At 54.9% G+C, this 25,389-nt stretch carries 22 protein-coding genes; 18 read left to right on the plus strand and 4 right to left on the minus strand.

Translation table 11 applies throughout. From position 1 onward, the window contains the following. Nucleotides 1-332 precede the first annotated feature (332 nt). Nucleotides 333-1,415, minus strand: a complete 1,083-nt coding sequence (locus tag GOW16_RS20865; protein WP_217354708.1) for a helix-turn-helix transcriptional regulator — start codon at nt 1,413-1,415, stop codon at nt 333-335. Nucleotides 1,416-1,536: 121 nt separating this feature from the next. On the opposite strand from GOW16_RS20865, the gene GOW16_RS20870 reads away from it, so the two are divergent. The 4 genes from GOW16_RS20870 (at nt 1,537) to GOW16_RS20885 (ending at nt 5,063) form a co-directional block, all read left to right on the plus strand. Continuing rightward, nucleotides 1,537-2,727: a sterol desaturase family protein gene (locus GOW16_RS20870; RefSeq protein WP_170419261.1), complete on the plus strand. Its 1,191-nt coding sequence runs from the start codon at nt 1,537-1,539 to the stop codon at nt 2,725-2,727. Nucleotides 2,728-3,053: 326 nt separating this feature from the next. Then, complete coding sequence (locus GOW16_RS20875) at nt 3,054-3,506, plus strand: hypothetical protein (protein WP_170419263.1); 453 nt, start codon at nt 3,054-3,056, stop codon at nt 3,504-3,506. Then, nucleotides 3,496-3,855 carry a hypothetical protein gene (locus tag GOW16_RS20880; protein ID WP_170419265.1) on the plus strand — a complete coding sequence of 120 codons (360 nt, stop codon included), beginning with the start codon at nt 3,496-3,498 and terminating at the stop codon, nt 3,853-3,855. Before GOW16_RS20875 ends, GOW16_RS20880 begins: the two co-directional genes overlap by 11 nt. Before the next feature lie 110 nt (nt 3,856-3,965). After that, nucleotides 3,966-5,063 (plus strand): endonuclease/exonuclease/phosphatase family protein, encoded by a 1,098-nt coding sequence (locus GOW16_RS20885; protein WP_170419267.1) that lies wholly within the window; start codon nt 3,966-3,968, stop codon nt 5,061-5,063. Between the two features lie 293 nt (nt 5,064-5,356). Here the strand turns inward: GOW16_RS20885 and sstT are convergent, their stop codons facing one another. Continuing rightward, nucleotides 5,357-6,586 carry a serine/threonine transporter SstT gene (gene sstT, locus GOW16_RS20890; RefSeq protein ID WP_170419269.1) on the minus strand — a complete coding sequence of 410 codons (1,230 nt, stop codon included), beginning with the start codon at nt 6,584-6,586 and terminating at the stop codon, nt 5,357-5,359. A gap of 574 nt (nt 6,587-7,160) precedes the next feature. Between sstT and GOW16_RS20895 the strand changes: the two genes are divergently transcribed. Further along, complete coding sequence (locus GOW16_RS20895; RefSeq protein ID WP_170419271.1) at nt 7,161-7,421, plus strand: hypothetical protein; 261 nt, start codon at nt 7,161-7,163, stop codon at nt 7,419-7,421. A 349-nt stretch (nt 7,422-7,770) separates the two neighbouring features. Here the strand turns inward: GOW16_RS20895 and GOW16_RS20900 are convergent, their stop codons facing one another. Next, the gene (locus GOW16_RS20900; protein ID WP_170419273.1) at nt 7,771-8,532 is read right to left on the minus strand and encodes a helix-turn-helix transcriptional regulator; all 762 of its coding nucleotides are present in this window, start codon (nt 8,530-8,532) and stop codon (nt 7,771-7,773) included. A 129-nt stretch (nt 8,533-8,661) separates the two neighbouring features. Here GOW16_RS20900 and GOW16_RS20905 point away from each other — a divergent pair, with 129 nt between their 5' ends. From GOW16_RS20905 to GOW16_RS20940, 8 genes are all read left to right on the plus strand, one after another. Continuing rightward, a complete protein-coding gene (locus tag GOW16_RS20905) occupies nt 8,662-10,638 on the plus strand; it encodes a CocE/NonD family hydrolase (protein WP_170419275.1) in 1,977 nt (658 codons plus the stop codon). A 21-nt stretch (nt 10,639-10,659) separates the two neighbouring features. Further along, entirely contained in the window at nt 10,660-12,225 is a 1,566-nt protein-coding gene (locus tag GOW16_RS20910) for an ABC transporter substrate-binding protein (RefSeq protein WP_170419277.1), read from the plus strand. A gap of 86 nt (nt 12,226-12,311) precedes the next feature. After that, complete coding sequence (locus tag GOW16_RS20915) at nt 12,312-13,250, plus strand: ABC transporter permease (protein ID WP_170419279.1); 939 nt, start codon at nt 12,312-12,314, stop codon at nt 13,248-13,250. A gap of 12 nt (nt 13,251-13,262) precedes the next feature. Next, complete coding sequence (locus GOW16_RS20920) at nt 13,263-14,120, plus strand: ABC transporter permease (protein ID WP_170419281.1); 858 nt, start codon at nt 13,263-13,265, stop codon at nt 14,118-14,120. Next, the gene (locus tag GOW16_RS20925) at nt 14,117-15,097 is read left to right on the plus strand and encodes an ABC transporter ATP-binding protein (RefSeq protein ID WP_170419282.1); all 981 of its coding nucleotides are present in this window, start codon (nt 14,117-14,119) and stop codon (nt 15,095-15,097) included. Before GOW16_RS20920 ends, GOW16_RS20925 begins: the two co-directional genes overlap by 4 nt. Then, nucleotides 15,094-16,020 (plus strand): oligopeptide/dipeptide ABC transporter ATP-binding protein, encoded by a 927-nt coding sequence (locus GOW16_RS20930; protein WP_170419284.1) that lies wholly within the window; start codon nt 15,094-15,096, stop codon nt 16,018-16,020. Before GOW16_RS20925 ends, GOW16_RS20930 begins: the two co-directional genes overlap by 4 nt. Before the next feature lie 8 nt (nt 16,021-16,028). Next, nucleotides 16,029-17,678, plus strand: a complete 1,650-nt coding sequence (locus tag GOW16_RS20935) for an amidohydrolase (RefSeq protein WP_170419285.1) — start codon at nt 16,029-16,031, stop codon at nt 17,676-17,678. After that, nucleotides 17,675-19,189: a M81 family metallopeptidase gene (locus GOW16_RS20940; protein ID WP_170419287.1), complete on the plus strand. Its 1,515-nt coding sequence runs from the start codon at nt 17,675-17,677 to the stop codon at nt 19,187-19,189. Before GOW16_RS20935 ends, GOW16_RS20940 begins: the two co-directional genes overlap by 4 nt. Nucleotides 19,190-19,552: 363 nt before the next feature. On the opposite strand, the gene GOW16_RS20945 is transcribed toward GOW16_RS20940, so the two are convergent. Next, a complete protein-coding gene (locus GOW16_RS20945; RefSeq protein WP_254429864.1) occupies nt 19,553-20,062 on the minus strand; it encodes an Lrp/AsnC family transcriptional regulator in 510 nt (169 codons plus the stop codon). Between the two features lie 458 nt (nt 20,063-20,520). On the opposite strand from GOW16_RS20945, the gene GOW16_RS20950 reads away from it, so the two are divergent. The 5 genes from GOW16_RS20950 (at nt 20,521) to GOW16_RS20970 (ending at nt 25,044) form a co-directional block, all read left to right on the plus strand. Beyond that, complete coding sequence (locus GOW16_RS20950) at nt 20,521-21,612, plus strand: aromatic ring-hydroxylating oxygenase subunit alpha (RefSeq protein WP_170419289.1); 1,092 nt, start codon at nt 20,521-20,523, stop codon at nt 21,610-21,612. Between the two features lie 19 nt (nt 21,613-21,631). Next, nucleotides 21,632-22,066, plus strand: coding sequence for a lactoylglutathione lyase (gene gloA, locus GOW16_RS20955; RefSeq protein WP_170419290.1), 435 nt, complete (start codon nt 21,632-21,634; stop codon nt 22,064-22,066). A gap of 4 nt (nt 22,067-22,070) precedes the next feature. Beyond that, on the plus strand, nt 22,071-22,469 hold the full coding sequence (locus GOW16_RS20960) for a cupin domain-containing protein (protein ID WP_108859955.1): 399 nt from the start codon (nt 22,071-22,073) through the stop codon (nt 22,467-22,469). A gap of 102 nt (nt 22,470-22,571) precedes the next feature. Next, the gene (locus GOW16_RS20965; protein ID WP_170419292.1) at nt 22,572-24,011 is read left to right on the plus strand and encodes a glutamine synthetase family protein; all 1,440 of its coding nucleotides are present in this window, start codon (nt 22,572-22,574) and stop codon (nt 24,009-24,011) included. A 19-nt stretch (nt 24,012-24,030) separates the two neighbouring features. After that, nucleotides 24,031-25,044 carry an alpha/beta fold hydrolase gene (locus tag GOW16_RS20970; protein WP_170419294.1) on the plus strand — a complete coding sequence of 338 codons (1,014 nt, stop codon included), beginning with the start codon at nt 24,031-24,033 and terminating at the stop codon, nt 25,042-25,044. Nucleotides 25,045-25,389 lie beyond the last annotated feature (345 nt).

Here is a 25,389-nt window from a genome sequence, read left to right on the forward strand (position 1 = left end):
TGATCCAGAAGCATTGTGATCTGCGGAAGAAACCAAGTTTTGCCGTGTGGAACCGTCGGTCAGAGCGCACATCCTGTTAGAATTTGCGACACAGATGCATCGGGGTTCGGCTTCTTCGGGTGATTTGAAGGCCGACCAATGCACCAAGCTCAACAAATTGGCTCCAATTTCTGCGCATTCCCAAGCCCCGAACGACAGAATACTGCACTAAGGGAAATGGCAACGACCCCTGGCAGACCTCCGCCTCATTGATCGGTGCTGCGGTACAGCAGTCGTTTTTCTGACGTTAGTTTTTCTCCAAATCAGGCTTGGAAGGCGGCTTTGCGGATATATTACAAACGTGACCTTGTCGTTTCGTGTAAATGCGTCCTTCGAAATTCCGAAGGTGTCATCCCGGTTTGAGCGCGAAAGGCGCGGTTGAATGGCCCCAGCGAGGAAAATCCCACATCGTATGCGATGCTCAGGACCGAGCGCTCTGCCAGCTCGGGCGATGATAACATGGCTTGCGCCTCTTGAATGCGGAACGCGTTCACGAAGCTCGCAAAATTCCGGTGCCCCATACCTTGATTGATTGCGGACCTAATGCGGTGTTCCTGTGTCCCAAGATGTGCGGCCACTTGGGCAACGGTCAGCCTTTCGCTGCGCCACAGACCCTCAGACATCGCGGCTTCAATACGCGTTATGAGCGCGGACTGCGCTGGGCTGGCTTGGTCATCCCGCTTTGGAGTGCTCGGTATCCAGATGTCTGGAACCACGCGAACCGACCACAGCAGGAATGCGCCTGCGGACAGGAAAAATGCACTCGCCTGTAGTGCAAAGACCCAGATAGGAAGCGCTTTATCCAAATGGGTGATTTCAAATCCGGTAATGAGAATTCCCAAACTGAGGATCCAGATCAGAAACCAACGCCGAAACCGGCGGCGGGCCTCAATCAGATCCCCTGCCTGACCTGAAACTACGATCCACAGGCTATGGAAAAAGAAGATCAGTACGCAGATACCGCGAACTGCACCAAGTTGCAGCTGTAGTTGAGAAAGCCACGCCAATCCGACTATCAACGCAGCGGTCAAGATCTGCCAAGGTCGAACAAAAACGTCATCCTGGAACAGCTCAATTACGGCCCAATAAAGCAAGACAGGGATCACACCCGCGATCATCACGAACACAGACCGAACTGCGCTGTCGTTCAGATCGATGCTTGGTGAGGACACAATCAAATAGGGGCCAAAACTGAGGCACAGCAAGACAACTGCCATGCTTTTACGCTGGAAGCCCCCGTTTCTCATGAAGACAGCGGCGCATAGCACGAGCGTGCCGATGGCACTACCGCGCAGGAAGATATCCAAAATCATTGGGTCTGACATCACAGGCGCAATCGAAGTCGGATTTACCCCGCCGGTCAACGGTATAGCCATACTGAAACTGAAAAATCCTCGCCGATATTGCAAGAAACGGGTCGGTTTTCAAATTCAGCGTGCTCTGATTTGCGTCGCTGGCCACAGTCCGCCACATGACAATTCGCATTCGGAGCAGACAATGACTCAGCCAGCCACACTTCTATCCATCTACACGGATGTCTTCGGCGGAGACCTCTTACGCTATGTTATTGGCGCCGGCGGCACGTATCTATTTATCAATATCATGCTGGCGCGGCGTCTTGATGCGCAGAAAATTAGACCCTCTGCAGTGCCACAAGGTCAAATCCTCCGCGAGATCCTGACCAGCCTGCGCACGGTGCTTATCTTTACCGCCGCAGGGACATGCATCGCGCTTGGTGCCAAGGCGGGTGTCATCACAATCTACCAAGACATAGCCGCATTTGGCTGGACCTATTTTGCGTTCAGTATCGCGGTCCTGATTATCCTTCATGATGCGTGGTTTTATTGGACACATCGTGCCCTGCACTACCCGCCCCTGTTTCGCCGGTTTCACCGCTTGCATCACAGATCACACCAACCGACTCCCTTCACCTCCTACAGCTTTGACATTGGTGAGGCCGTGGTGAACGCTGCCTACTTGCCTTTGGTTCTGATCATTCTGCCAACACACCCTGTCACGCTGTTCATCTTTGTGACCCACATGATGCTGCGCAATGCAATCGGGCACTGCGGGATCGAAATCTTCCCTGCCAATGCAAAAGGCAAGCCTGTCTTTGGCTGGCTAACGAGCGTTACTCATCACGATATGCACCATGCGCATGCGGGCTATAACCACGGGCTTTATTTTTCTTGGTGGGATCGGCTAATGAAGACGGAGCACCCAAGATACTTAACCGAATTCGCCCGCGTCGCGCCGCGTTTGCGCATCCGAATGGTCAAAACAGCTTTTTTGGTGATTGCGGTTGTCGTCGGTATGTTGGCCAGCCAAGGACAAGCCTTTGACCTCAAAGGCCACTACGCATCCCCCGGACTCGGCGTGATTGTCGCTTTTGAAGATTGCCCATCGAAAAAAGCAACGAAGTGTGGACGTCTTGTTTGGGTTTGGAACAAGGACGATACGCCTCATGCGCAGGTTGGCGATATGATCCTGACCGAATTGGTCTTTGATGGCACGGTATGGGAAGGCGCATTACGCGATCCAGAAACCGGGCGGACATATCGTGGATCCATCCAGAAATCGGCCAAGCATCAGTTGACACTTAAAGGCTGCGCCGGGGTATTCTGTGCACATCAAACCTGGCATTCGACCCAGTATCTCAGAACTGTGCTCAAGCGTCATGGAAATTAGGTACAAGGCCGTCTCCAAAGACGGCCCAAACCGTTCGTTGACTACCACACTCGACCGCCGCGGTAGCAACCCGCTTTCCCAGCATTCGCCGCAGGCGCAAAAAACCCACTATATTACCGCCGACAACCAAGCGATTGCTTGGCTTAGTTTTTACTCCCTGTCTATTGTAGACCAATACGCAAAGTGCCTCGGTTCAACGGCATGCTTCAATCTCGGGCGAAACACCCGCATGAATGAGAACTGTCTGACGATGGACATACTTTGGCCAGTTGTTGATATTATACAATGCATAGGGTGCGCTTTTGATCGAAACCTGAGAAAATACAATGATGAACAGCGACATAACTGACGCTCTATCGGCGGCCCTAGAAGGCTACTTGCGGTTTTTTGACACGACAACTGCGCTAGGTGGAGCACTGTTCGGCGCGTCAGTGTTCCTCATCATTCGCGCAGTTGGCATTATCAAGGATAAAGATGTAGCGCAGATACAAAACCGAGGCCTGATTTTGATCACTGGATTGAGTGCATTGGTTATGATTGTTCTTGGTTTCATTGCCCAAAATGTCGCGCTCAGCTTCAATGTCGAAATAATGAGGGTTGAGCCTTTTGGCGGATGCGTATTTCCAGACGACCTGTCCCCGACAACCTTCTTCATGGAGTGTCATCGGAAATACTTGCGTACATTGGTATGGATTGATCTGATCGCCAGCTCTACGGGAATACTGTCTATCGGATCATGGTTTGTTTTGCAGTCAAGGAGTCTCGCAAATGAGGAATAGTCTCTTACTAGCTACACCGTTTCTGCTCTTCGGTTCGACGAACGTAACCGCACAGGGACAAATGGTTGAGGAACTCAATCAACTTCCCATGGGTGTCACTGATCTTTCGACGCTAGCAGACCAGGCTGATGCTGGGCTGGACGTCTTCTCAAGAAGCAGTGGCGACATTGACCTTTCTGACATTGCCGGTCAGCTGCAATCCGGAAGCCAAGTCTACACCGCCGGAAGTTCCGCGATCCTTGTTACCGAAGGTGCGGAGCCGGTGTTGCTGATCGAGCAACCCGATGGCGGTGTTCAAGCCATGTATATTTGTCGGATTTTGCCAATCTGCACGGAAGCGCCAGACTAGGCCTCTGACGTACCAACGAAGCCTATCGCTAGGTATCGTTTTTTGCAGATTTCAAATGGAGTATAAATACAAGCACTTGCATTTCAGGAGAACATTGAATGACCAAAAACATGCGCGACCTCAGCTTTGCTACATTCAATCTATATAATCTGCAGGTTCCAGGCGGGATCACTTACGACGAAGATAAGCCGGCCATTCCGGACACTGAAGAAGGACGGGCTGAGTATCGTCGAAAGATCGAGTGGACTGCTGCACAACTCGTTCGTCTCGATGCCGAAGTTATTGGGTTTCAGGAGCTTTGGGCAAAGCAGGCGCTCGTTGATGCCTTCGAAGCGGCCGGGCTTATCGACCACTATGATCTAGTTGCTCGGGATGCTCCGGGCCGCGGTCGACCGCAGGTGGCCTTGGCCGTGCGAAAGGATCGCAAGGGCAAAAGTCAACTCCTGCCCGGAGCGGGTTGGGAAGCGAAGTTTCCCGACAACTTCAAGTTCGAGAAAGTCCGCGAAACCGCGGGTGCCGAGGAAGAGGTCACAATTACACTAAGTGAGTTTTCCCGTCCCGTTTTGCATGCGCAAGTACAATCAGAAGGCAGAAGCCCAAAACCACCTGTGGTGACTGTTTACGTCGCACATCTTAAATCAAAGGGACCGGCGCGAGTCAGCTTTGCGCGCCCGAAGCCGCAGATTTTGAACGACTATCCTAACATAGCCAAGAGCGCCTTGTCCCACGTGCGGCGCGTTATGGAGGCCGGAGCGTTGCGCGCTATGCTAGACGAGGTCATGGTCTCCGAAGACAAGGACGCGCTGTCGCCGGTCGTTGTGATGGGTGATCTCAACGATGGAACATTGTCTGTCACCAACGAACTTATTTCGGACCAGCCTGGATATCGTGTCATTGAGAAAAGCACGGCTGGATTGTCCGCAAACAAGGGGCTCTATTCCGCCGAACGACTCCAGCAGCTGCGGTCTATGCGCCACGTCTATTATACCTACATCTTCAAGAATAAGCTTGAGAGCCTCGATCATATCCTTGTTTCCGAGGAGTTCTACGATCATTCCCGGAAACGCCACTGGAGCTTCCGCGAGATGGAGATCTTTAATGATCACGTCGGGCGTTCGGAAGACAAAGCGGAGGGTGCGGGCGATCACGGGCTGGTTCGAACCTATTTTGATTGGAACCCTATGCCGGAGGAAATTGCTAGGGTCTGATTAGTCCGGTTCCGGTTTTGGTCCGCATGGTTGAGCAGTCCACCTGTGGTTCGAGCTGCTGACTCCGATACACGAAAGCGACTTTTTAGTTAGCGCGTCTCATTAGCGGTAACCATTGGAAATGCCGATAAGAGGCTTTCGTCGTAAATGCCGCCACCGTACTTCAGCTTCACCAGACCGGCCATTCGCTACGCTCGCAAGATCGTTCGGCACGCGACTTCACGGATCGCGGACCAAATGGCCGCTCAACCGCCGACTGAAGCCGGCGGTTGTAGGAAGTGTTTATGCAGTGACTAAGCGGCCACCTGTGCCACGGGTAGTTTGCGTGGGTAGGGATCACCTTGCTTATACGATCCCGCAGCAGTGAACAGAACGTCCGTCGATGAGTTCAAACCGGTTTCCGCAGAATCCTGCAGTACGCCGACGATGAAGCCGATGCTAACCACCTGCATAGCCGTTGCGTTGTCGATACCAAACAAGCTGGCAGCCATTGGTATCAGCAGCAGTGATCCGCCCGCTACACCCGAAGCTCCAGTAGCAGCAATCGAGGCAATGATGCTCAGGAAAAGGGCCGAAAGGAAATCGACCTGAATGCCCATTGTATGAACGGTTGCCAGCGTCATGACCGTGATGGTTATGGCGGCACCGGCCATATTGATCGTGGCGCCGATTGGGATAGTGACCGAATAGGTCTCTTCATCCAGATTCATGCGACGGCAAAGTTCCATATTCACCGGAATATTCGCGGCCGAGCTACGCATGAAAAAAGCGGTGATCCCGGACTCCCGCAGGCATGTGAAAACCAACGGATAAGGGTTTTTGCGAATGCGCAGGAACACGATCAGCGGATTCACAACCAAGGCCATGAAAACCATGCAACCGATCAACAACGCCAGCAATTGACCGTAGCTTGCAAGCGTTTCAAAGCCGGTCTCTGCGATCGTCGAGGCCACGATACCGAAGATACCGATTGGGGCCACCCGGATTATTGCTGCGACGATCTTGGTGATTGCGCCGTCCAGGTCCGACATCAGGGTTTTGGTCGAGTCGCTGGCGTGGCGGAAGACCAACCCGAGGCCAACGGCCCAGGCGAGAATGCCGATATAGTTCGCGGTTGCCAGTGCATTCACCGGATTATCGACGATTTTCAGTAGGATGTTCTTGACAACCTCGGCCAAACCATCCGGTGCATCCAGAAGCTGGGGCGTACCCGTTAGATGCAATGTGATCGGAAACATGAAGCTGGCTGCAACGGCAACCAGTGCAGCTGCGAAGGTTCCGAGAATATACAATAAAACCACGGGGCCCATGCGCGCCTCGCTGTCCTTTTTGTGGTTTGTGATCGCCGCGCAAACCAGGATCAAAACCAAAATTGGCGCAACGGCTTTCAGTGCGTCGACGAAAAAGTCGCCAAGCAGGCCGACGGCTGAACCGGCGGCAGGCCAAAGGGTGGCGAGAAGAGCACCAGCAACAAGGCCGATGATGATTTGAGTAACCAGGCTACCACGCAGAATAGAATTCATGGGGACCATCCTGTTCGAATAGGGGCCTGAAGGGTGTAACTCACTCCCGCACAGGCGCAGTTAAAGTTGAAAGGTTGGTGGCTACTTGGGCGCTTTAGAATTTATTTAAACGCCTTCAGAAGGCTAAGGCTTAATTCGGTCTGGGCTGAAGTAGTTGTTTTTTGAATGAGGATGCGTGATTTATGAGGGCATAACAAAGCCTTACCTTAGGTCAACCTGATTGCATCATCAGATGATATCTAAATGATTCTTAATAACTTTCTCAAAGTGATGGCTCCAAAATTCGACTCTTAGCTGGCCGCTGCTGTCCAGTAACGAACCAAAAACGGCGCTGGCTGCGATGGTTGGTTGAAGTCCCGCATCAAAAAGTGCAATCCCTGCGGCCGAAGCGCAGGTAGCGGTCAAAGAAAGCCGCTTTCGTCACTCGGTCCAACCAAAGTCTGTGAAGATCTTCGACACAAACTTCGGTAACGTGCGCTCTCTTGTCCTGACGCGTTTGGAACAGCAACACCAAGAGCGGATATACGTGTAGAGCGCAGCATTCCTGGTTTTAGCCTCGAACCCGGCATCGGAAGTGCTGCAGCATCTAACAGAGAAGTTACTCAACCTTGATGAAGGCAGCACAAAGCTGCCATTGGCCGGAGCCCGCCTTTGCTGCACCACGGCCTGTCAAAGGAGTCGTTCGCTGCTGGTGCACATCTCCGGGGTCCTGATGGTCATCGGAGCGGGACAGAGCCGTCTTTTTCTCATGCCGCTGGTGCTGACGCAGAAAATCTTCGCGCCCACAGCACCGAGAATTTGGCAACGCGGTGATTTTCACCAGATCGGTCGTTGAAAGCTGTTCTGAGACGTAAATTTTAAAGCTCATTTTCGCAGCGAGCTACTTCGACCACCGAGACGCGGACAGACCCGACTTTTGCTCGCGCTGCCGTTGCCGACGCAGCATTCGCTCGCGGGAGCGGCACGAATATCGCTGCATTGCGACTGACGTCGCCGGAGCCGACGAGCAATGTTTGCGCAAATTGATCTCTGCCCGTAAATCCTCCGGGCAGAACGATAGGGATGAAGTTTCGTCATCGGAGCGATTGGTAAAGCTGATTTAGCAAAGCCTGACCGAGAATGTGTCGCTGGAACTGGATGCGGTACTGAAGAAACTGCGCCACCGCTTATGTCAGTTCGACGCTTCAAGTCTCGGTCAGGTGCTTCCTGACCGTTGGATCAATCTTAGTACTTTGGATCGGATAGATACCACAAGCGGCTATAGCCTCGCGCGCTGAAACACGCTCGTGCAAGCGTTTCCAGATTGTTTTAGCTGCGTAAGGATGTGGGTAAGGGCGCCATGCGACACCCATGGTCATTCCTCGCAGATACTTCAATTGTTGACGGTGCGCGGAGTACAGGATTGTATTGGCGACGCTGCCCTCTCTTACGAGTTCGTGTTCAGTCACAAATATCCTGTTTCCTCGCATAGTCACCAAACCAGCATAGCGCGAAATCTGATGAGTGCTTTTATCTGATGAGGTGGCAATCTCCCTGGAACGGATCGTGAATAGCCCATCCACTTCCTGAATGCGGATCAACGAACAGAAGATCTTTCCTTCCCAGGATGGCGTGCAAAAATATGAATGATAGAAACCTACGTAACGCCTGAGGTTTTTCTGTTGATCCCGAAAGGGATCCAGAAACGCTTCTGTGGGTGTTTTGCCAATTTGTGGCAGGACACCCTTTAACATTCGCTCAAAGCTTGTCGTTTCCGCGAACAGTTCAGCCTCTGTCAGGTCGAAATGGCGTGCAATGCGGCGCATGTTGTGGGCCGAAGGCAGGCTAGAACCATTCAGGTAGCGATTAAATTGCTGCCTGTTGACGCCGATATCACGACAAATTTGCGAAATACTTCCGTGTTCTGCGCATAACGACTTTAGGTTTGCAGAAAAATTCTCTGACATAAGTGAAACCTTTCTCGTTTTGACGCTATCTCGCGACAAATAGCATCAATTCGCGCAAAATTGCACAATTTGTTTTCCCTGCAAACTGGTTTCTTCTTCAGCATCAGCTCGCAATAGACAAGCCCGCAAATGCCATTTGAAACCATCGAAAACACATGGATCACACTCTCTGATGGGCGGAGGCTTGCTGCACGTCTTTGGTTGCCTGACACGGGTCCCGCCCCAGCTATTTTGGAATATCTGCCTTACCGTAAACGCGACGGCACTGCGCCACGAGATGAAACAACACACACGGTATTTGCCGAGGCGGGCTATTCCTGCATCCGGGTCGACATAGCCGGCACCGGGGACAGCGAAGGGCAGTTTGATGACGAATATTCTGAACAGGAGCTGCGTGATGGTGAGGAAGTCATAGCCTGGATCGCGGCGCAGGAATGGTGTGACGGCCAAGTTGGGATGATCGGAATTTCGTGGGGTGGGTTTAACGGTCTGCAACTGGCCTTCCGACAACCACCCGCGTTGAAAGCGGTGGTCAGCGTCGCCTCGACCGTGGACCGCTATGCGGATGACATCCATTTCATGGGTGGGTGCCTGCTGAGTGACAACATGAACTGGGGCAGTCAGATGTTTGCCTATCTGACCCGACCCGCTGATCCGGACCTTCGTGCGGATTGGCGAGAGGACTGGCTGGCCCGGCTGCAAAACGTTCCATTCTCAGCGGCAGATTGGCTGCGCCATCAGACGCGTGACGCGTTTTGGAAACATGGCTCGGTTTGCGAGGATTGGTCCGCGATCCAAACCCCCGTTTTGGCCATCACCGGCTGGGCAGATGCTTATGTCAATGCGCCCCCGGCTTTGGCAGCCAACCTGATGGTGCCAACCAAGGCCGTCATTGGACCGTGGGAACACCGCTATGCGCATATCTCGAAACTCGATCCTGCGGACTTTCATTCCGAAGTAATCGGCTGGTTTGACCGTTGGCTGAAAGGGCAGGAAAATGGGGCCGAGGACCTTCCTGCGTACCGGACATACATGCAGGAACATTTCAATCCGATGGCGCTCAACTCTGCCCGGCAAGGTCGTTGGATTGCCGAAACCACCTGGCCGTCGCCGCACATATCCGAACAGATCTGGCATTTGGCGCCCGGCGGGTTTTCGCAGGAACCGGCGACAGGCACGGTCGCCGTCATATCACCCAGTCACGTCGGCGGGGAAGGCGGGTATTTCTGCGCTGGCATGCGGATCGACAATGAACTTGCAGGCGACCAGGCAAGGGATGATGCCCTGTCGATGTGTTTTGACAGCGCACCGCTGCAAGCCCCGCTGGAGCTGCTGGGCCGCGCAAAGCTCAAATTCCGGTTCTCGGTGGATCAACCGGTTGCCCAGATTGTCGCAAGGCTGTGCGATGTCTCGCCCGAAGGTGTATCGCAGCGCATCAGCTATCGTCCGTTGAACCTGTGCCACTACCGCAGCCACGAAATGCCCGAAACCCTGCAACCGGGTGAAATCTATGAGGCCGAGATTGCCCTGAACGAATGCGCGCATCATTTGCGCGAGGGTCACGTGTTACGGCTGGCGCTGTCGACGTCGTACTGGCCGATCGTCTGGCCAGCGCCGCATTCGGCAGAGGTGACTTTGCACTTGCGGGATTGCGCCCTGCATTTGCCGGTACGCGACGTCACGCATGAGGTTCAAGCCTCGGAACCCGGCCCGGCGCAGAATTATCCGGTTCTTGCCGCTGAACAATTGCGCCCACCATCCGCGCATTCCGAAGGCACCGTGACCGATGATGGTCAGGTCTTGCTAAAGACGTTTGATGATTACGGCAAAACGCGCGACCCTTATCACGATCTGATCGTCGGCAGTGACGTGCGCATGCATTACAGCATTCACCCCGATGATCCGGCATCCGCTTGTTTCGAGACCGCCTGGAATTTCATCTTTGAGCGGGCGGATTGGCAAGTCGCGATCTCGACCGAATGCCGGATGACCTGCGACGCACAGAATTTTTATCTCGACCGCAAGCTACGCGCCACCGAAGGCGCGGATGAAATCGAAGTTCTGACGAAGGAATGGTCCGAAACCGTTCCGCGCGGGCTTCTATGACTTAATCCAAGGGAGGATACTATGAAGATCGAATGGACAAAGGCCAATGTAGGCCGCCGGGGGTTTCTGAAGGGCGCAACCGCGCTTGGGGCCGCTACGGCGCTTCCGATGGGATGGGCGAACCGCGCGTTTGCCGCAGATGACGGCGTATTGCGGGTTCGGGCTTATGGTGATGCGCAGAACATGGATCCGGCCCATTCTGTTGGTGTCGTTGAAGAAGAGGTTCATGCCTCGATCTACAACAAGCTGATTCAGTACAAACCCGGCGAGGAATGGGGCTGGCAGCTGGATGCCGCCACGATGATTGAGCAGGTCGATCCGACCCATATCAAATTTGCATTGCGTGACGATATCGGGTTCACCAACGGATTTGGCGCAATGACCGCCGAGGACGTCAAGTTCAGCATGGAACGGATCGTGGACGACGCGACCGACAGTCCGAACAAGCCCGATCTGGGGCCATTCAGCCATGTGGATGTGACCGGTGAGCGCGAAGGTACTATTGTGCTGAACAAACCGTTCGCACCGATCTGGTCGATCGCACTGCCGTACATTACCGGTAACATCGTCTCAAAAGCTGCAGTCGAAGCCGCCGGCGGCCGGATCGGTGCCGATCCGGTTGCAGAATCCGGTCCTTACCTGCGCGACAGCTGGTCGCCCAAGGAAAAGACGGTTCTTAAACGCAACCCTGACTGGAAAGGGGATGCCCCCACTTGGGATACTGTCGAAATCTATCCGATTGACGATGAAAACACTGCCGAGATTGCGTTCGAGGCAGGTGAGCTGGACGTTACCCGCGTATCGCTGGGTTCGGTCGAACGGTATCGTGCCGGGGTCCCCAATGGTGGATCGCTGGTCGAAAAACCCTCGCTTTATTATGTCTGGATGGGCATGAACGTCGAACACCCGAAGCTGCAAAATCAAAAACTGCGGCAGGCGATTCAACACGCGGTGGATGTTCCCAGTATTCTGGAGGCCGCGTATTTTGGTGCTGCTGAACCCTCGACCGGCATCATTGCACCGGGCCTTGCCGGTCATCGGTCATCTTCGCTGGTGCCGCCTGAGGCGAACTTCGAGAAAGCGGCCCAGCTGCTTGCGGAATCCGGTGAGACCAATGTCACGCTGACCCTCGATACGCTGAACAAGACGACCTTCACCACAACCGCTCAGATCATTCAGGCCACGCTGGCGCAGATTGGGATCGCGGTTGAGGTGAACGTTCTTGAATCCGGGGCGTTTTGGGCGTCTGGTGACAATGAGAACCTGCAGCTGGTTCTGAACCGCTTTTCGATGACACCGGACCCATACTATGCAACGTCGTGGTTCACGCCCGAGCAGATCGGGAAATGGAACTGGGAACGTTTCAACAGCCCGGAATTCAACGAGATTCATGAAACTGCGGCTGCTGAAACGGATATCGCAAAGCGGGCAGAGATGTATCAGCGTGCACAGGATCTGATGGAAGAAAGCGGGGCCTATCGCTTCATCACCCATGAGGCAACGCCGGTCATTCACAGCGCACGTGTCATTCCTGCGTTGCGGCCGGACGGCCTGTCGTTGCTTCGCTATTTCGGCAAGGCGACCTGACCTCCCCAGGTCGATCGGGTGCGGCGGGCGCGTGATGCTCGCCGTGCCAAAATGAACGCCATCAAGCCATAAGGAGCCAGTTGGCCATGCTGAATTTCGCAACCCGTCGCTTCGGGCTGTCGCTGCTCATCCTGTTCGTAGCGGTCACCGTCATGTTCCTGATGATCCGCGCCGTGCCCGGCGATCCGGTCCAGATCATGTTGGGACCGCGCGCCACGCCCGAGCTTCAGGCCCAACTCACCGCTGCACTAGGGCTTGATCAACCAATCTGGAAACAACTTTTGATCTTCTACGGAAACCTTTTGCAGGGTGACCTGGGAACTGATGTATTTTCGGGTCGTTCCGTAACCGACATAGTGTTCCAGCAATTGCCATTCACGCTGGAGCTGATTTTTGCGTCGATCCTGTGGTCGGCAAGCCTGGGCATTGCGCTTGGTGCCTATGCGGCTGCGCATCCCAATACGTTGATTGATCGGATCGCCGCCGCAATATCCGTCAGCTTCGTTGCGGCCCCGGCCTTTGTTGTCGCGCTCTTGGCGCTCTTAATTTTCGCCGTGCATCTGCAATGGTTTCCCGCCATCGGGGCCGGAGAAGGCTTTTGGGACCGCCTAAACCATCTGGTTCTGCCAGCCTTTGCCATCGGGCTCAGCTGGGTCGGATACATTGCTCGCTTGGTTCGGGCATCCATGCTGGAAGTTATGGGTGAAAGCCATGTGCGCACAGCTCGGGCCTTTGGTATCGCTGAACGTCGCGTGGTCATGGTCTACGCGTTGCGCATCGCCATTTTGCCGGTCGTTACCGTGATCGGCGTTGGGATGGGTTTTCTTCTCAGCTCGGCGGTTTTTGCGGAAATCGTTTTTGCCCGACCGGGTCTGGGCAAACTGGTGATCGATAGCATCACCACCCGAAACTACCCGATTGTCATGGGCTCAGTTCTTATTTCCACGGCGCTTTTCGTGGTCTCGACGGCCTTGGCCGACCTGATCAACGCGCTGCTCGATCCACGCGCGCGCACGGCTCATTAAGGAGGGAGAACCATGGAAAAATCTCGTTCCGAACTGGGCCAGATCATCATCGGCGTCGCCCGCGACCCGCTTGGCCTCATGGGGCTTATCATCGTCGGTATCATCGTGTTCTGCGCCATCTTTGCCGCCTGGATCGTTCCCTATGACCCCATTGCGATGGACATCAAATCCCGTATGCAAGGACCGTCCGCCGCACACCTGTTGGGCACTGACCAACTGGGCCGCGATACGTTTTCGCGTGTGATTGCCGGCGGCCAAGTCGCGCTCAAGGTGGCTTTGCCCGCCGTGTTCGGCGCGATGGCGATTGGCCTGACGCTGGGCATGATTGCCGGGTATGGGCCGAAATGGCTCGACAATCTTCTGATGCTGTTCTTCGATACCATTCGGTCCTTTCCGACGGTGATGTTCGCGCTTGCTGTTGTGGCCCTCGTCGGGCCGAGCCTTCAGACAGTGGTGTTTGTGGTCATGGCGACCTCGATTCCAACCTATGGGCGCGTAGCACGAACTCAGACACTGACGCTGCGCAACTCCGAGTTCATATTGGCCGAACGCTCGATGGGGGCCAGTATGTCCCGCATCCTTGGTGTGCATATGCTGCCCAACATCATCGGTGTTTTGGCAGTGTTGGCAGCGATGGATATCCCCACGGTCATCGCGCTGGAGGCGGGGCTGTCCTTTCTGGGTCTAGGCGTGAAACCTCCAACACCCAGCTGGGGCGCTTTACTCAAGGATGGCTATTCTCTGATCCGCCAAACGCCGTGGCTGGTGGTGGGCGGAGGCCTGCCGATCATTCTGGCAACGCTGGGGTTCACATTCTTGGGCGAAAGCCTTCGCGACGTGGTTGACCCGAAACTGAGGAAACAACGATGACCGAGACACTTCTGGAAATCGACCACCTCAGCGTCGACTATGAAACAGGCCGGGGCGATCTGAACGCCCTGAGGGATATCACATTCAACATCAACAAAGGTGAAATCGTCGGCATTGTGGGGGAATCCGGTTGCGGCAAATCCACCTTGATCTCATCCATCCTGCGCCTGACCGCGCCTAATACGCGATTCCGCGAAGGAGAGATCAGATTCAAAGGGCAGGATTTGCTGCAGGCCCCCGAACGACACATGCGCGACTTGCGCGGGGCGGACATTTCCATCGTCTTTCAGGACCCAATGCAGACGCATAATCCTGTTTTGACCATCGGGCAGCAAATGCTGGACATTCAGCACCGATCCAAACAGTCAAAGGCGGACAAGCTGGCCCACGCGGCCAAAATGCTGGGCGCTGTTGGCATTCCCGATCCCGAAGCGCGCCTAAAGCAGTATCCGCATGAATTTTCTGGCGGAATGCGCCAACGGATAGCCATTGCGATGGCCTTGATGTCCGAGCCTGATCTTTTGATTGCGGATGAGCCAACAACGGCATTGGACGCGACGCTTGAGGTGCAGATCATTGAGCGCCTGCAAGAGTTGCAGCGTGAGTTTCACTGCGCCATCCTGTTCATCTCGCACCATCTGGGCGTGATCGCGGAACTCTGTGACCGGGTCGTTGTGATGTACGCCGGAGCGGTTGTCGAAAGCGGCGATGTGCGTGAGATTTTCCACAACCCCAAACACCCTTATACGCGCCGTCTGATCGAATGCGACCCCGGTCACATAAAGGAGCGCGCCCGTGTTTTGCCAACCATCCCCGGTGAAGTGCCCGATCTGGCCAACCTGCCGGGGGGCTGCATTTTCCGGGATCGGTGCGATCAGGCGATGGCCCAGTGTGCCAGCGACGTACCGCCGCTGGATCAATTGAAAGAAGGCCACCACGCCGCGTGCTGGCTAAACCATGAGGAGGCCACAACATGAGCTTGCTGAACGTTGTGGACCTGCACACCAGCTATGGGCCGGTCAATGTGTTGGCGGGTGTCAGTTTTACCGTACAACCCGGCGAGACCTACGCGCTGGTTGGCGAAAGCGGTTCCGGCAAAACGACCGTGATACGCGCCATTGCGGGGCTTGCGCCCGCACAGGACGGTTCAGTCACATTTGAGGGGCAGGAAATTCGCGGCGCGCCGGAAAAGGTCATGCGTCCGCTGCGCAAGGATATGGCGATGATGTTTCAGGACCCGGTCGGCAGCCTGTCACCGCGCCTGACCATCCGCAGCCTGATCACCGAGCCTTACCGTATTCAGGGTATGAAGGACAAAGATCTGGATGCCGAGGCCAAGCGCCTGTTGGAAATGGTGAACCTGCCGACGCATTTCGCCGATCGCTATCCTTATCAGCTGTCGGGTGGTCAGGCACGGCGCGTGGGTGTGGCGCGCGCATTGGCGCTGGAACCCAAGCTGATCCTTGCGGATGAGCCGACCGCGGGCCTCGATGTGTCGGTACAGGGTGAGCTTTTGAACCTGCTCAACGATCTGCGCGAAAGGCTGGGGCTGGCGATGGTGATCATCACCCATAACCTCAGCGTCGTGCGCCATGTGGCCGACAGAATGGGGATCATGTATCTGGGCAGATTGGTCGAAGAAGGTACGACCGAAACGATCTTCAACAACCCGCGCCATCCCTATACCCGCTGTCTTCTGAGTGCCAACCCAGAGCCGGACCCGGATGCGCGATTGGAGCGGATCGCCCTCAAAGGCGAACCTCCCAGCCTGCTGAAACGCCCTTCGGGCTGTGAATTCCGCGAACGCTGCCCCTTTGCCAAGGACATCTGCACCCAGACGCCCGAATGGGAAGTGGACGGCGGCCACGGGCTGCGGTGTCTTGCCCCGCTGCCGCAGTAGGACGTCCAATGCCAAGCACACTCTATTTTAACGGCACAATCCTGACTATGGATGCGCAGAACTCTTCGCCAGAGGCTGTTCTGACAAAGGATGACCGGATTCAGGCCGTAGGGACCGAGACCGACCTGCGCGCGCGCATGCCAGCGGATGCGCAGGAGTACGACCTAGAGGGTCGTACCCTGGTGCCCGCCTTTATCGACCCACACGGGCATTTCCCGGATCCGGGGTTTATTCGGCTGTTCCGTGTTGATCTGTCCCCGCCCCCGCTAGGGGATTGCAGGGAGATGGCGCAGGCGTTGGACCGGCTTCGCAAAAAGGCAAATGCGACGCCCGAGGGTGAATGGGTCATGGGAGTGTCCTTTGACAATACATCCATTCTTGAAGGTCGAATGCCCACACGGGCCGAGCTGGACACTGTATCGCAACTTCATCCAATCTGGGTTCTGCATGCGTCGGGTCACAATGGTGCCGCCAATTCCCTTGCGCTTGAAAGGTGCTGTGTAAATCGCCAAACCCCTGACCCGGACGGCGGCCGTTTTGGCCGCGACCCTGAAACCGGGGCGCTAACCGGGGTGATCGAAGGTCTCTCGGCCATGGGTGAGATGGGCGACACGGATTTCCTGATCGACCGCGATAGATTTTGGCAGGGCTTTGACGCCTGTCGCGACGAATACCTGTCCCACGGCGTGACCTACGCCCAGAACGCCTGGTCATCGCAAACCATGCTGGATCACTTTGCCAGCCTGCCTGCAGATCAGGACCCCGGCATCGACATCGAGCTATTACCTGTCGGAAGTCTGGAGCCTGAGCTAAGCAAGCACTGGATCGGCACGACTTGGCCTGGCAACCCGCATTTCACACTAGGCCCGCGCAAACTGTTCACTGATGGGGCCTTTCAGCTGCAGACCGCCTTTCTGTCGGCGCCTTACTTCAGACCGACGGACCCGGATCATCCCTGCGGAATGGCTTACACCTCGCAACAGCAGCTAGACGCCGATGTCGCCAAACTCCATGGCGAAGGCTTGCAAATCCATTGCCACTGCAATGGTGATGCCGGTGCCGAGATGTTCATTGATGCGATGGACAAAGCGCTTCAGGTGCAGCCACGCCAAGATCACCGCCATACCATCATCCACGGTCAAGCCCTGCGGGATGATCAGTTGGAACGCATGGCCCGGCTTGGCCTGACCGTCAGTTTCTTTCCTGCGCATGTCTATTTCTGGGGGGATCGCCACTACGATACCTTTCTGGGGCCTGAGCGGTCCCAGCGGATATCCCCGGCGGCGTCGGCAGAACGGTATGGCGTTCGATATACGATCCACAATGATGCCTCGGTCACGCCAACGCGCCCGATCCATCTGGCGCATTGTGCGGTCAACCGGACAACCGCTTCGGGTCGTGTTCTCGGCGAGGATCAGAAGATCAGCGTTCTGTCGGCCTTGCGCGCGCAGACCATCGACGCGGCTTGGCAGGTCTTCAAAGAAGATCACCGTGGATCAATCGAGCCTGGTAAAGTTGCCGACTTTGCAGTCCTTTCACGCAACCCACTGCACCATCCGGACCGCCTAAAAGAGACACGGGTGCTGGAAACGGTCCGCAATGGTCAAAGCGTTTTTGCAACACCGCATACAGTACAAGAAATCGAGCCCACACAATGACGATCAAGCGTATTGTGATCGCGGGGTTTCAGCATGAAACCAATTGCTTTGGTGTAACAAAAGCTGGTCTCCCCGAGTTTGAGATGGCAGATTCCTGGCCCGGCTTGTTGCATGGCGAAAAGGTCATCTTGGAAACTGAGGGTATGAACTTACCCATCGCAGGTTTTGCTGCGGCTGCTCAAGCCGCAGGGATCGAGGTTGTTCCAATCCTTTGGTGTTCTGCCGAGCCGTCCGCACATGTAACCGATCATGCATTCGAAGCGATTTGCGAGATGTTGTTGAATGGAATCCGAGATGCCGGCCACATTGACGGTGTTTATCTGGATCTCCACGGAGCAATGGTCACCGAAAGCCTTGCTGATGGCGAAGGAGAGGTTTTGCGACGCGTGCGCGAAGTTGTGGGCCCAGAATTTCCGGTGGTCGCAAGTTTGGACCTTCATGCCAACATTTCAGCCGAAATGGTCGAACACGCAAATTATCTGTCAATTTTTCGCACTTACCCACATTTGGACATGGCAGATACGGGTGCACGGTGTGTTTCTGTCCTGCGGCGCTTGTTGGCAGGTGAAACACTATACAAAGCATTCCGTGCGGTGCCGTATCTCATTCCCCTGCATGCTCAATATACAGGTACCGCACCGTTCGACGAAATCTACCAATTGCCTGTAAAATTTGAGAAGAAGGATGTATTGGCTGAAATCGCTCTTGGTTTTACGGCAGCGGATTTCCCCGATACCGGCCCGTCCTGCGTCTCCTACGCGGCCACACCCCAGAAAGCCACCGCTGCCGCCGAGGAAATTGTCGACTTATTTTTGGACCGGGAAGCGGACCTTGATTGCTCGATGTTGTCGCTGGAGGAAGCCGTTTCGATATGTCGTCAGAGGCGGGAAAAACCCATTGTTATCGCAGATGTTCAGGACAACGCTGGTGCAGGTGGGACATCTGATACCACAGGGTTGCTGACAGCACTGATTGAAGGCGGTACGAAGAATGTTCTGATGGGTCTGTTCCACGATCCGGAAAGCGCAAGACAAGCTCATGAGGCCGGAGAGGGCGCATTGGTCAAACTGGCCATCGGTGCAAAGTCCGGCTTGGCGAGACATGTTCCGGTCAAAGCCGAGTTTGAAGTTTTGGCTTTGGGGGACGGCACTTGCCGCTATACCGGAGAAATGTATGGCGGCGGTGTAGCAACACTCGGCAAGACCGCAGCGCTGCGTCTGGTTGCACACGAGGCTGAGATTGACCTCGTTGTCACAAGCGTACGCAACCAATGTCTGGATCGTGCGCATTTTACGCACATTGGGCTAAATCCGAAAAATTATTCGGTGATTTGCGTCAAGAGCACCACACACTTTCGAGCAGACTTCGAACCGATTGCAGGAGGTGTATTTCCGGTCTCTTCGCCAGGTGCTTTTCTCTGCGATCTGGAAAAAATCCCTTACGCCTGTATCACTAGAAGGTTGCCCTACACAGGCGACACCGCATTTAACCAACACAAAATAGAGGCCTAGTGAATTTGATAAACCCCATTCTGAAAGCGTTTCTTCCTTAGATTACGAACACAACCGCTTAGCGCCAAAAGTTTGCATTCCGAATTGGTTCCTCTTTTTCGCTGGACAGTCATAGAGAACAAACTCGCGATCTTGAGGGTTCTATTCGTTCACTTGATTGGGTGATACTTGCGTATCAGATGGCGGTGGCCCAGGATATATTTTCCATTATTTATTGAACGTTAGCGCAAGTTCAGAATGTCGGCCGGCTGGCTCAGAAGATTGAGTGCTGTCGGGGCGACGTAAAGATCGGCGCTGAAGATCTACTAAAAATCTATGTGGAAGTCCTTTCGCCCCATTCTTCGTTGATTGACGTTTTCCTCGTCACTCTTTCGCACCCTGCTTTAGCAGGAACTGGTTCTTAAAATTCTTCAACCCCGGCATGACGTCGGCGTTGGCGATGTCGTCACTCGCGTGGATTTCATGCTCTAGAAAGTCCTTCAACGCCTCGCCATCATCGCTGACCAGTTCAATGATCAGATCATAGCGACCCGCGACCCACAGTATGAAAACAACCCTTGGGTTCTTTTCAAGCCGCTCTGCAACTTGGCGCGGGGTTACTCCGACCGCCACATTCAACCCGATCATTGCGTCGGTGGTGTATTCCGTGGCTACCGGATCCGACATCGCAACGATCCGTAACATGTTGTTGTCTCGCAGCCCGCTTACCCGGTTGCGAATAGTGCCTTCGGACACGTCCAACTGCAGCGCAATTTCCGAAAAAGCCATGCGGCCATCTTGCTGCAACAGCCGGATGATCTGCTGGTTCAAATCGTCCTTTGGGGATCGAATGCTCTGAGCGGCACGTGCGTTCGAATGCTTTTTGACTGCCATATTCCTGATGCTCGATTGCTGTATTCGTAAATGAGATTAGGTGAGGGTGTCGATATCCGCAATTACCCCATTGGAGTTCTCGGGTAAGAAGTGCTGAAAACGACATCCTTCGATCTCAACATCGCTGGTTCTGAGTGCTGATTTGAGAGTCCAATCCTAAATTTTCCACAAAATTCTGCCAAAACTACGGCATTCGCAACGCGCACGACCAGATTATTCGAAATTCGTACCAATATGCCGCTTTTTGACCAGATGTTTCCCGATTCTTGCTTGAGAATCCCAGATGAACACGGAAATCGAAGAATGCTCAGCCAGGTAGTGCGATATTCGTAGATCCGATCTCCAAACCCGGCGCGGCGGGACAGAGTCTGCAAACAGGCCATCCGCGAGAAACGATAGAAACCTTGCGCCTATCGGTGGACCAACGAGCGCAGGTGGCAGCATCGAAGGGAGGACAAATGACGATTGCCGAGGAAAGAGCGCAGGCCGTTGGCGGGCCTCAGCACGGGCTGACCGCCGAAGCGTATCGCAGCGAAGAGTTCTGGCAGCGGGAATGCCAGACTGTCCTAGCCAAGAACTGGGTGTTCATCGGGTTTGCTCATCAGATAGCGAACCCCGGCGATGCTCATCCGGTTACCTGCGCCGACTTGCCCCTGCTGGCAGTGCGCGGTCGTGATGGCAACATCCAGGTGTTTCACAATGTTTGTCTGCACCGCTGCATGACATTGGTCGACAAGCCCAAGAATGTCGGCAAGCTGATCCGCTGCCCCTATCATGCCTGGGCTTACGATCTGGATGGGCGCCTGCGAGCTGCACCGCATTTTGCCGGAACCGGAAAGCAGGAGTTCGACGGGTTTGACATCAAAGAGCACCGGCTGAAGCCCGTGCGCACCCATGTCTGGCATGATTGGATTTTTGTCAATCTTGATGGGAACGCGCCTGATTTCGAAGACTATGCCGCGCCTTTGATCAGCCGGCTGGAGGGGATGGATTTCACCAGAGTGGAACCAATTGGCCTGCTCGATTTTGGTGAGATTGGCACCAACTGGAAACTGATCATGGAGAACTTTATCGAGCCTTACCACGTCCAGTTCGTTCATGCCTCGACGACCGATCAACCGTTAGAAAACCACTATACCATCACCGATGGCACCTGCATCGGCAGCGCGGTGGACCTGAACGAAGAATTGGGCACATCCGGCAGCCTGGGTGTCAGCTCTCGCTATCTGACGCTGTACCCCAATTTCATTCTGGGCCGTTACTTCCCGGATCAGCTGGGCGTCTATCTGAACGTGCCGCTCGGCCCCGGAAAGATGCGCCAGTACCGAGCGCTTTATACCACTGAAGGCCAGGAGCTGAGCGCTGATGAAGTAGAGGCACTCAGAAACCTTTGGTGGGATGTCCACAAGGAAGATCACGAGATGGTTGAGCGCATGTTTGAGGGCCGTAAGTCTCCGGTCGCCAAGGACGGAGGCCTGTTATCCCCTGCCTGGGAGGACAGCGTGCGCGCCTTTCAGGATCTGATTGAACGCGACGTGGCCGGTGCTTAAGCAAGAAGGAACTAGACCAATGAACAAGTCCATATCGAAAGGGTTTCGTCTGGCCCATACGATGATGCGGGTCACAGACATGGAGAAGTCGCTGGACTTCTATTGCGGAATTCTGGGTATGGAAGTGCTGCGGCGCACGGATTACCCCGAAGGCAAATTCACCAATACATTTATCGGTTATGGGCCTGAGGCCGAATTCCCCACGCTGGAACTGACCGCCAATTGGGACCAGGACACGCACTATGACAAGGGCGACGGCTGGGGACATATCTGCATCGAAACTCCGGATGTTTATGCCGCGTGCGAACAGCTGGCTGCGGCAGGGGTGAACATCACGCGCCCACCGGGACCGATGAAAAACGGCACGAGGGTCATCGCCTTTTGCGAAGACCCGGACGGTTACAAGGTCGAATTGAACGAATCCATACTGAAACACCTGGCACAGGAAGGCTGACCAAATGGGTGACACACCTCAACTTTTCAAATTCGATCTGGTTCAAAACCGCTACGACTCGATGGGTGACAGCGACACTTACATCAAACCGATGGTGACCAGCGAATTCAGCAAGTCCATGTGCGGCGGCATCAACGTCCTGAACAACATAAAGGTGCCGTGGGATCTGACCTGCGATGAGATCATTTATTGCCTTGAGGGTACGTTCCGGTTGGTTTGCGATGGCAAAAGCTATGTTTGCAACCGTGGTGACGTGCTGTTTGTCCCGAAGGACAACCACATTTCCTACGAGTCGGACGGCAAATGCGTGATCTTCTATGCCGCCTACCCTCACAACTGGAAACAGCTTGCCGGGATCACGCAGGTTCCGGGCATCGACCCTGACGATTTTGTCCCCGGCTGAACACCTTAATCGCTGAGCGACAGAACAACCGAAACCAGCACCAGCACTGAGGGATCCCCTTGGTGAACCAAATCTGATTGCCATTCGATGGGAGGACGCCGAATGCCCAAGGACAATACCAGCACCCGCATCTACTACGAGACATTCCACGACGCTGTCGAACGTAACCGTCCACGTATCGCCGAAGTACGGAAGCGTCTGGAAGAAGCCGGGGTCAAATATGTGATGGCGGCCTGGATTGATCTGCACGGCATTCCAAAAACCAAACCCGTACCGATGAGCGATTTTGAACCGCTGTGCCTTGGGAAAGGCCCGCAATTCGCAGTTCATTCGATTTCTTACGTACCCGAACTCAGCCCCGCCGACAGCGATCAGGTGGTCGTTCCGGATCTTGACGCCGTCTATGTCTGTCCGTGGGACACTTCAATGGCGATCATCTTCTCGGACCTCTACTGGGAAGATGCCCCCTATAATGTCTGCCCGCGTCAGGCCCTGAAACGCGCGATGCACGAGGCTGCGCAAGCAGGGTACACCGGCTACGCCGGGGTCGAGCCCGAATTCATCGTGATGAAATACGACGACGCCGGTCGGCCGGTGAAAGCGTTTGACGACGACCCTGCAAGCGGCCTCCGGCCTCGCCGTCAGGCCTTTGGCTATGACGTCGAATACTCGATCGACTCGATGGCGTTTCTGAAAGACATGATCGACATCATCGAGGGTCTGGGCTGGAACCTGCATGACGTGGTTGCCGAGGGTGCGTATTCCCAGTTCGAGCTGGATTTCCACTACACCAACATGCTGGAGATGTCTGACAGGCTGGCATTCCTGCGCATCACCCTGAAAGAAGTCGCGAAAAAACACGGGATGTTCGTCACCTTCATGCCGAAACCGACAGTTGGTGACTGGCGGTCCGGTGCGCATATCAACATGTCGATGCAGCATGAAAGCCGTCCGGGTGAGAACATTTTCGAAACGCCCAATGGCGACTGGAGTGACGAAAGCCGCTGGGCTGTTGGCGGATTGATGCAGCATGCCGAAGCGATCACCGCGATCACCTGTCCGACGGTGAATTCCTATAATGGTCTGGTGCCTCGGGTCGGTGGATTTGAGGGCGGAACAGTCACCTGGGCCCCGACCAACATCACCTATGGCTTCAACAACCGCTCAGCCCAATTCCGCCTGCCGCAAAGTCGATACTGTATCGAAAACCGCGCCTGCGACATGACCATGAATGTCTATTTGGCCATGGCGATGCACCTGAGTTGCAGTGTTAAGGGAATCAAGCACAAGATCGACCCGGGTAAACCAACGGATTTCGATCTTTATTCAAAAACCGAAACCGAGCTTGCCGAACTGGGAATCCGCCGGTTGCCGCGCACATTGTTCAATGCGATCGAGGCCTTGCGCGGCGACAAGATGGCGGAACATGTGATGGGTCCCGTGATGCGAAAATCATACCTCGAATACAAAAATGATGAATGGGAACGCTATCACCAATCGGTCACCGATTGGGAAGTTCAGGAATACCTTCGGCTCTACTAATAACGGGAAGGACCGGACGATGCCGGACTACAAGATTTTTGAGTTGGGAGACCTTCCGCTTTTGTCTGGCGGCAGGTTGAAGGATGCCAAACTTGCCTATCAGACCTACGGCACATTGTCGCCAGCGGGTGACAATGTAATTGTCCTGCCCACCTTTTACACGGGCACAAATTCCCGCAACGAAGGCTTCTTTGGCCCCGGACGTGCGATTGACCCGGCGCGGCATTTCATTGTCAGCCCCAACCTGTTTGGCAATGGCCGTTCGTCGTCGCCATCGAATACGCCAGCACCGCAGGACGGCCCCCGCTTTCCACTGGTGCAGATGTGGGACAATGTCGCCGCCCAGCATCGGTTGATCCGCGATCACCTTGGGATCGAAAAAATCGCTCTTGTTGCTGGCTGGTCCATGGCTGGCTGTCAGGCCTACCAATGGGCAGCGCAGTATCCGGGCATGGTACAGGCGATCCTGCCCTTCTGCGCGTCGGCCCGAACCTCACCGCATAATTTTGTCTTCCTCGAAGGGGTCAAGGCCGCCCTTTGCGCCGATCAGGATTGGAACGGCGGCAATTATCACAGCCCGCCCGAGGCGGGGCTCAAGGCCTTTGGCCGGGTTTACGCAGGCTGGGCATTCTCACAGACCTTCTTTCGCGAAGGGCTGTATCGGCAACTGGGTTTTCAATCCATTGAAGACCTGATGCAGGATTGGGAGCGTGACCACGTGGAGGGCTGGGATGCCAACAACCTTCTGGCCAAGCTTTCAACCTGGCAAGCTGGCGATATTTCTGCCGGGCCGCTCTACAAAGGGGATTACAAACTTGCCCTGAGTGCCATCAATGCTCGTGCCATCCTGATGCCGTGCACGCAGGATCTATATTTCCCTCCAGAGGACAATGAAATTGAGGCCCACCTCATGCCTAGTGCCATCTTCCGCCCCTTTCATTCACCTTGGGGCCATTGCGCCGCCAACCCAGGTAATGACAAAGGTTTCACTGCGCAGCTAGATGCCAATATTCGTGAACTTCTGGAAGAGTAACACTTGGTAAGGAACAGCGGAACCATACGCATTCACAAGCTACCGATGCTTACCTTCAAGTGACGGGCAGCAATTCGGCAAGCTTTGCCCTACCCACATCTCCGTGCTCGATTTCCCGCAATACCAGCACCTCTACAATAAATAAAAGTGGGTCCAATCCGGAGTTTCGCCGATATGCATTGATGAGGTGGCTTTGCAAAGCGCTCTACTCATCTGCATTGACGAGCGCGAACTTTGCATTCTGGAATGCAAGTTTCTCCACATTTACCTCTGGGTGATCGTTACAGTTTCTTCCGACTTTGTAGAAGAAGCTGAGGAACGAGTTTGTCGTTCTGTCGCTTCGCG

The sequence above is a fragment of the Ruegeria atlantica genome (assembly GCF_013033965.1).
GTDB lineage: Bacteria > Pseudomonadota > Alphaproteobacteria > Rhodobacterales > Rhodobacteraceae > Ruegeria > Ruegeria atlantica_D.

What these genes read in the sequence shown, in the direction of transcription:
- GOW16_RS20865 (WP_217354708.1), bottom strand. Translation starts at nt 1,415, where the DNA reads ATGGCTATACCGTTGACCGGCGGGGTAAATCCGACTTCGATTGCGCCT.
- GOW16_RS20870 (WP_170419261.1), top strand. Translation starts at nt 1,537, where the DNA reads ATGACTCAGCCAGCCACACTTCTATCCATCTACACGGATGTCTTCGGC.
- GOW16_RS20875 (WP_170419263.1), top strand. Translation starts at nt 3,054, where the DNA reads ATGATGAACAGCGACATAACTGACGCTCTATCGGCGGCCCTAGAAGGC.
- GOW16_RS20880 (WP_170419265.1), top strand. Translation starts at nt 3,496, where the DNA reads ATGAGGAATAGTCTCTTACTAGCTACACCGTTTCTGCTCTTCGGTTCG.
- GOW16_RS20885 (WP_170419267.1), top strand. Translation starts at nt 3,966, where the DNA reads ATGCGCGACCTCAGCTTTGCTACATTCAATCTATATAATCTGCAGGTT.
- sstT (WP_170419269.1), bottom strand. Translation starts at nt 6,586, where the DNA reads ATGAATTCTATTCTGCGTGGTAGCCTGGTTACTCAAATCATCATCGGC.
- GOW16_RS20900 (WP_170419273.1), bottom strand. Translation starts at nt 8,532, where the DNA reads ATGTCAGAGAATTTTTCTGCAAACCTAAAGTCGTTATGCGCAGAACAC.
- GOW16_RS20905 (WP_170419275.1), top strand. Translation starts at nt 8,662, where the DNA reads ATGCCATTTGAAACCATCGAAAACACATGGATCACACTCTCTGATGGG.
- GOW16_RS20910 (WP_170419277.1), top strand. Translation starts at nt 10,660, where the DNA reads ATGAAGATCGAATGGACAAAGGCCAATGTAGGCCGCCGGGGGTTTCTG.
- GOW16_RS20915 (WP_170419279.1), top strand. Translation starts at nt 12,312, where the DNA reads ATGCTGAATTTCGCAACCCGTCGCTTCGGGCTGTCGCTGCTCATCCTG.
- GOW16_RS20920 (WP_170419281.1), top strand. Translation starts at nt 13,263, where the DNA reads ATGGAAAAATCTCGTTCCGAACTGGGCCAGATCATCATCGGCGTCGCC.
- GOW16_RS20925 (WP_170419282.1), top strand. Translation starts at nt 14,117, where the DNA reads ATGACCGAGACACTTCTGGAAATCGACCACCTCAGCGTCGACTATGAA.
- GOW16_RS20930 (WP_170419284.1), top strand. Translation starts at nt 15,094, where the DNA reads ATGAGCTTGCTGAACGTTGTGGACCTGCACACCAGCTATGGGCCGGTC.
- GOW16_RS20935 (WP_170419285.1), top strand. Translation starts at nt 16,029, where the DNA reads ATGCCAAGCACACTCTATTTTAACGGCACAATCCTGACTATGGATGCG.
- GOW16_RS20940 (WP_170419287.1), top strand. Translation starts at nt 17,675, where the DNA reads ATGACGATCAAGCGTATTGTGATCGCGGGGTTTCAGCATGAAACCAAT.
- GOW16_RS20945 (WP_254429864.1), bottom strand. Translation starts at nt 20,062, where the DNA reads ATGGCAGTCAAAAAGCATTCGAACGCACGTGCCGCTCAGAGCATTCGA.
- GOW16_RS20950 (WP_170419289.1), top strand. Translation starts at nt 20,521, where the DNA reads ATGACGATTGCCGAGGAAAGAGCGCAGGCCGTTGGCGGGCCTCAGCAC.
- gloA (WP_170419290.1), top strand. Translation starts at nt 21,632, where the DNA reads ATGAACAAGTCCATATCGAAAGGGTTTCGTCTGGCCCATACGATGATG.
- GOW16_RS20960 (WP_108859955.1), top strand. Translation starts at nt 22,071, where the DNA reads ATGGGTGACACACCTCAACTTTTCAAATTCGATCTGGTTCAAAACCGC.
- GOW16_RS20965 (WP_170419292.1), top strand. Translation starts at nt 22,572, where the DNA reads ATGCCCAAGGACAATACCAGCACCCGCATCTACTACGAGACATTCCAC.
- GOW16_RS20970 (WP_170419294.1), top strand. Translation starts at nt 24,031, where the DNA reads ATGCCGGACTACAAGATTTTTGAGTTGGGAGACCTTCCGCTTTTGTCT.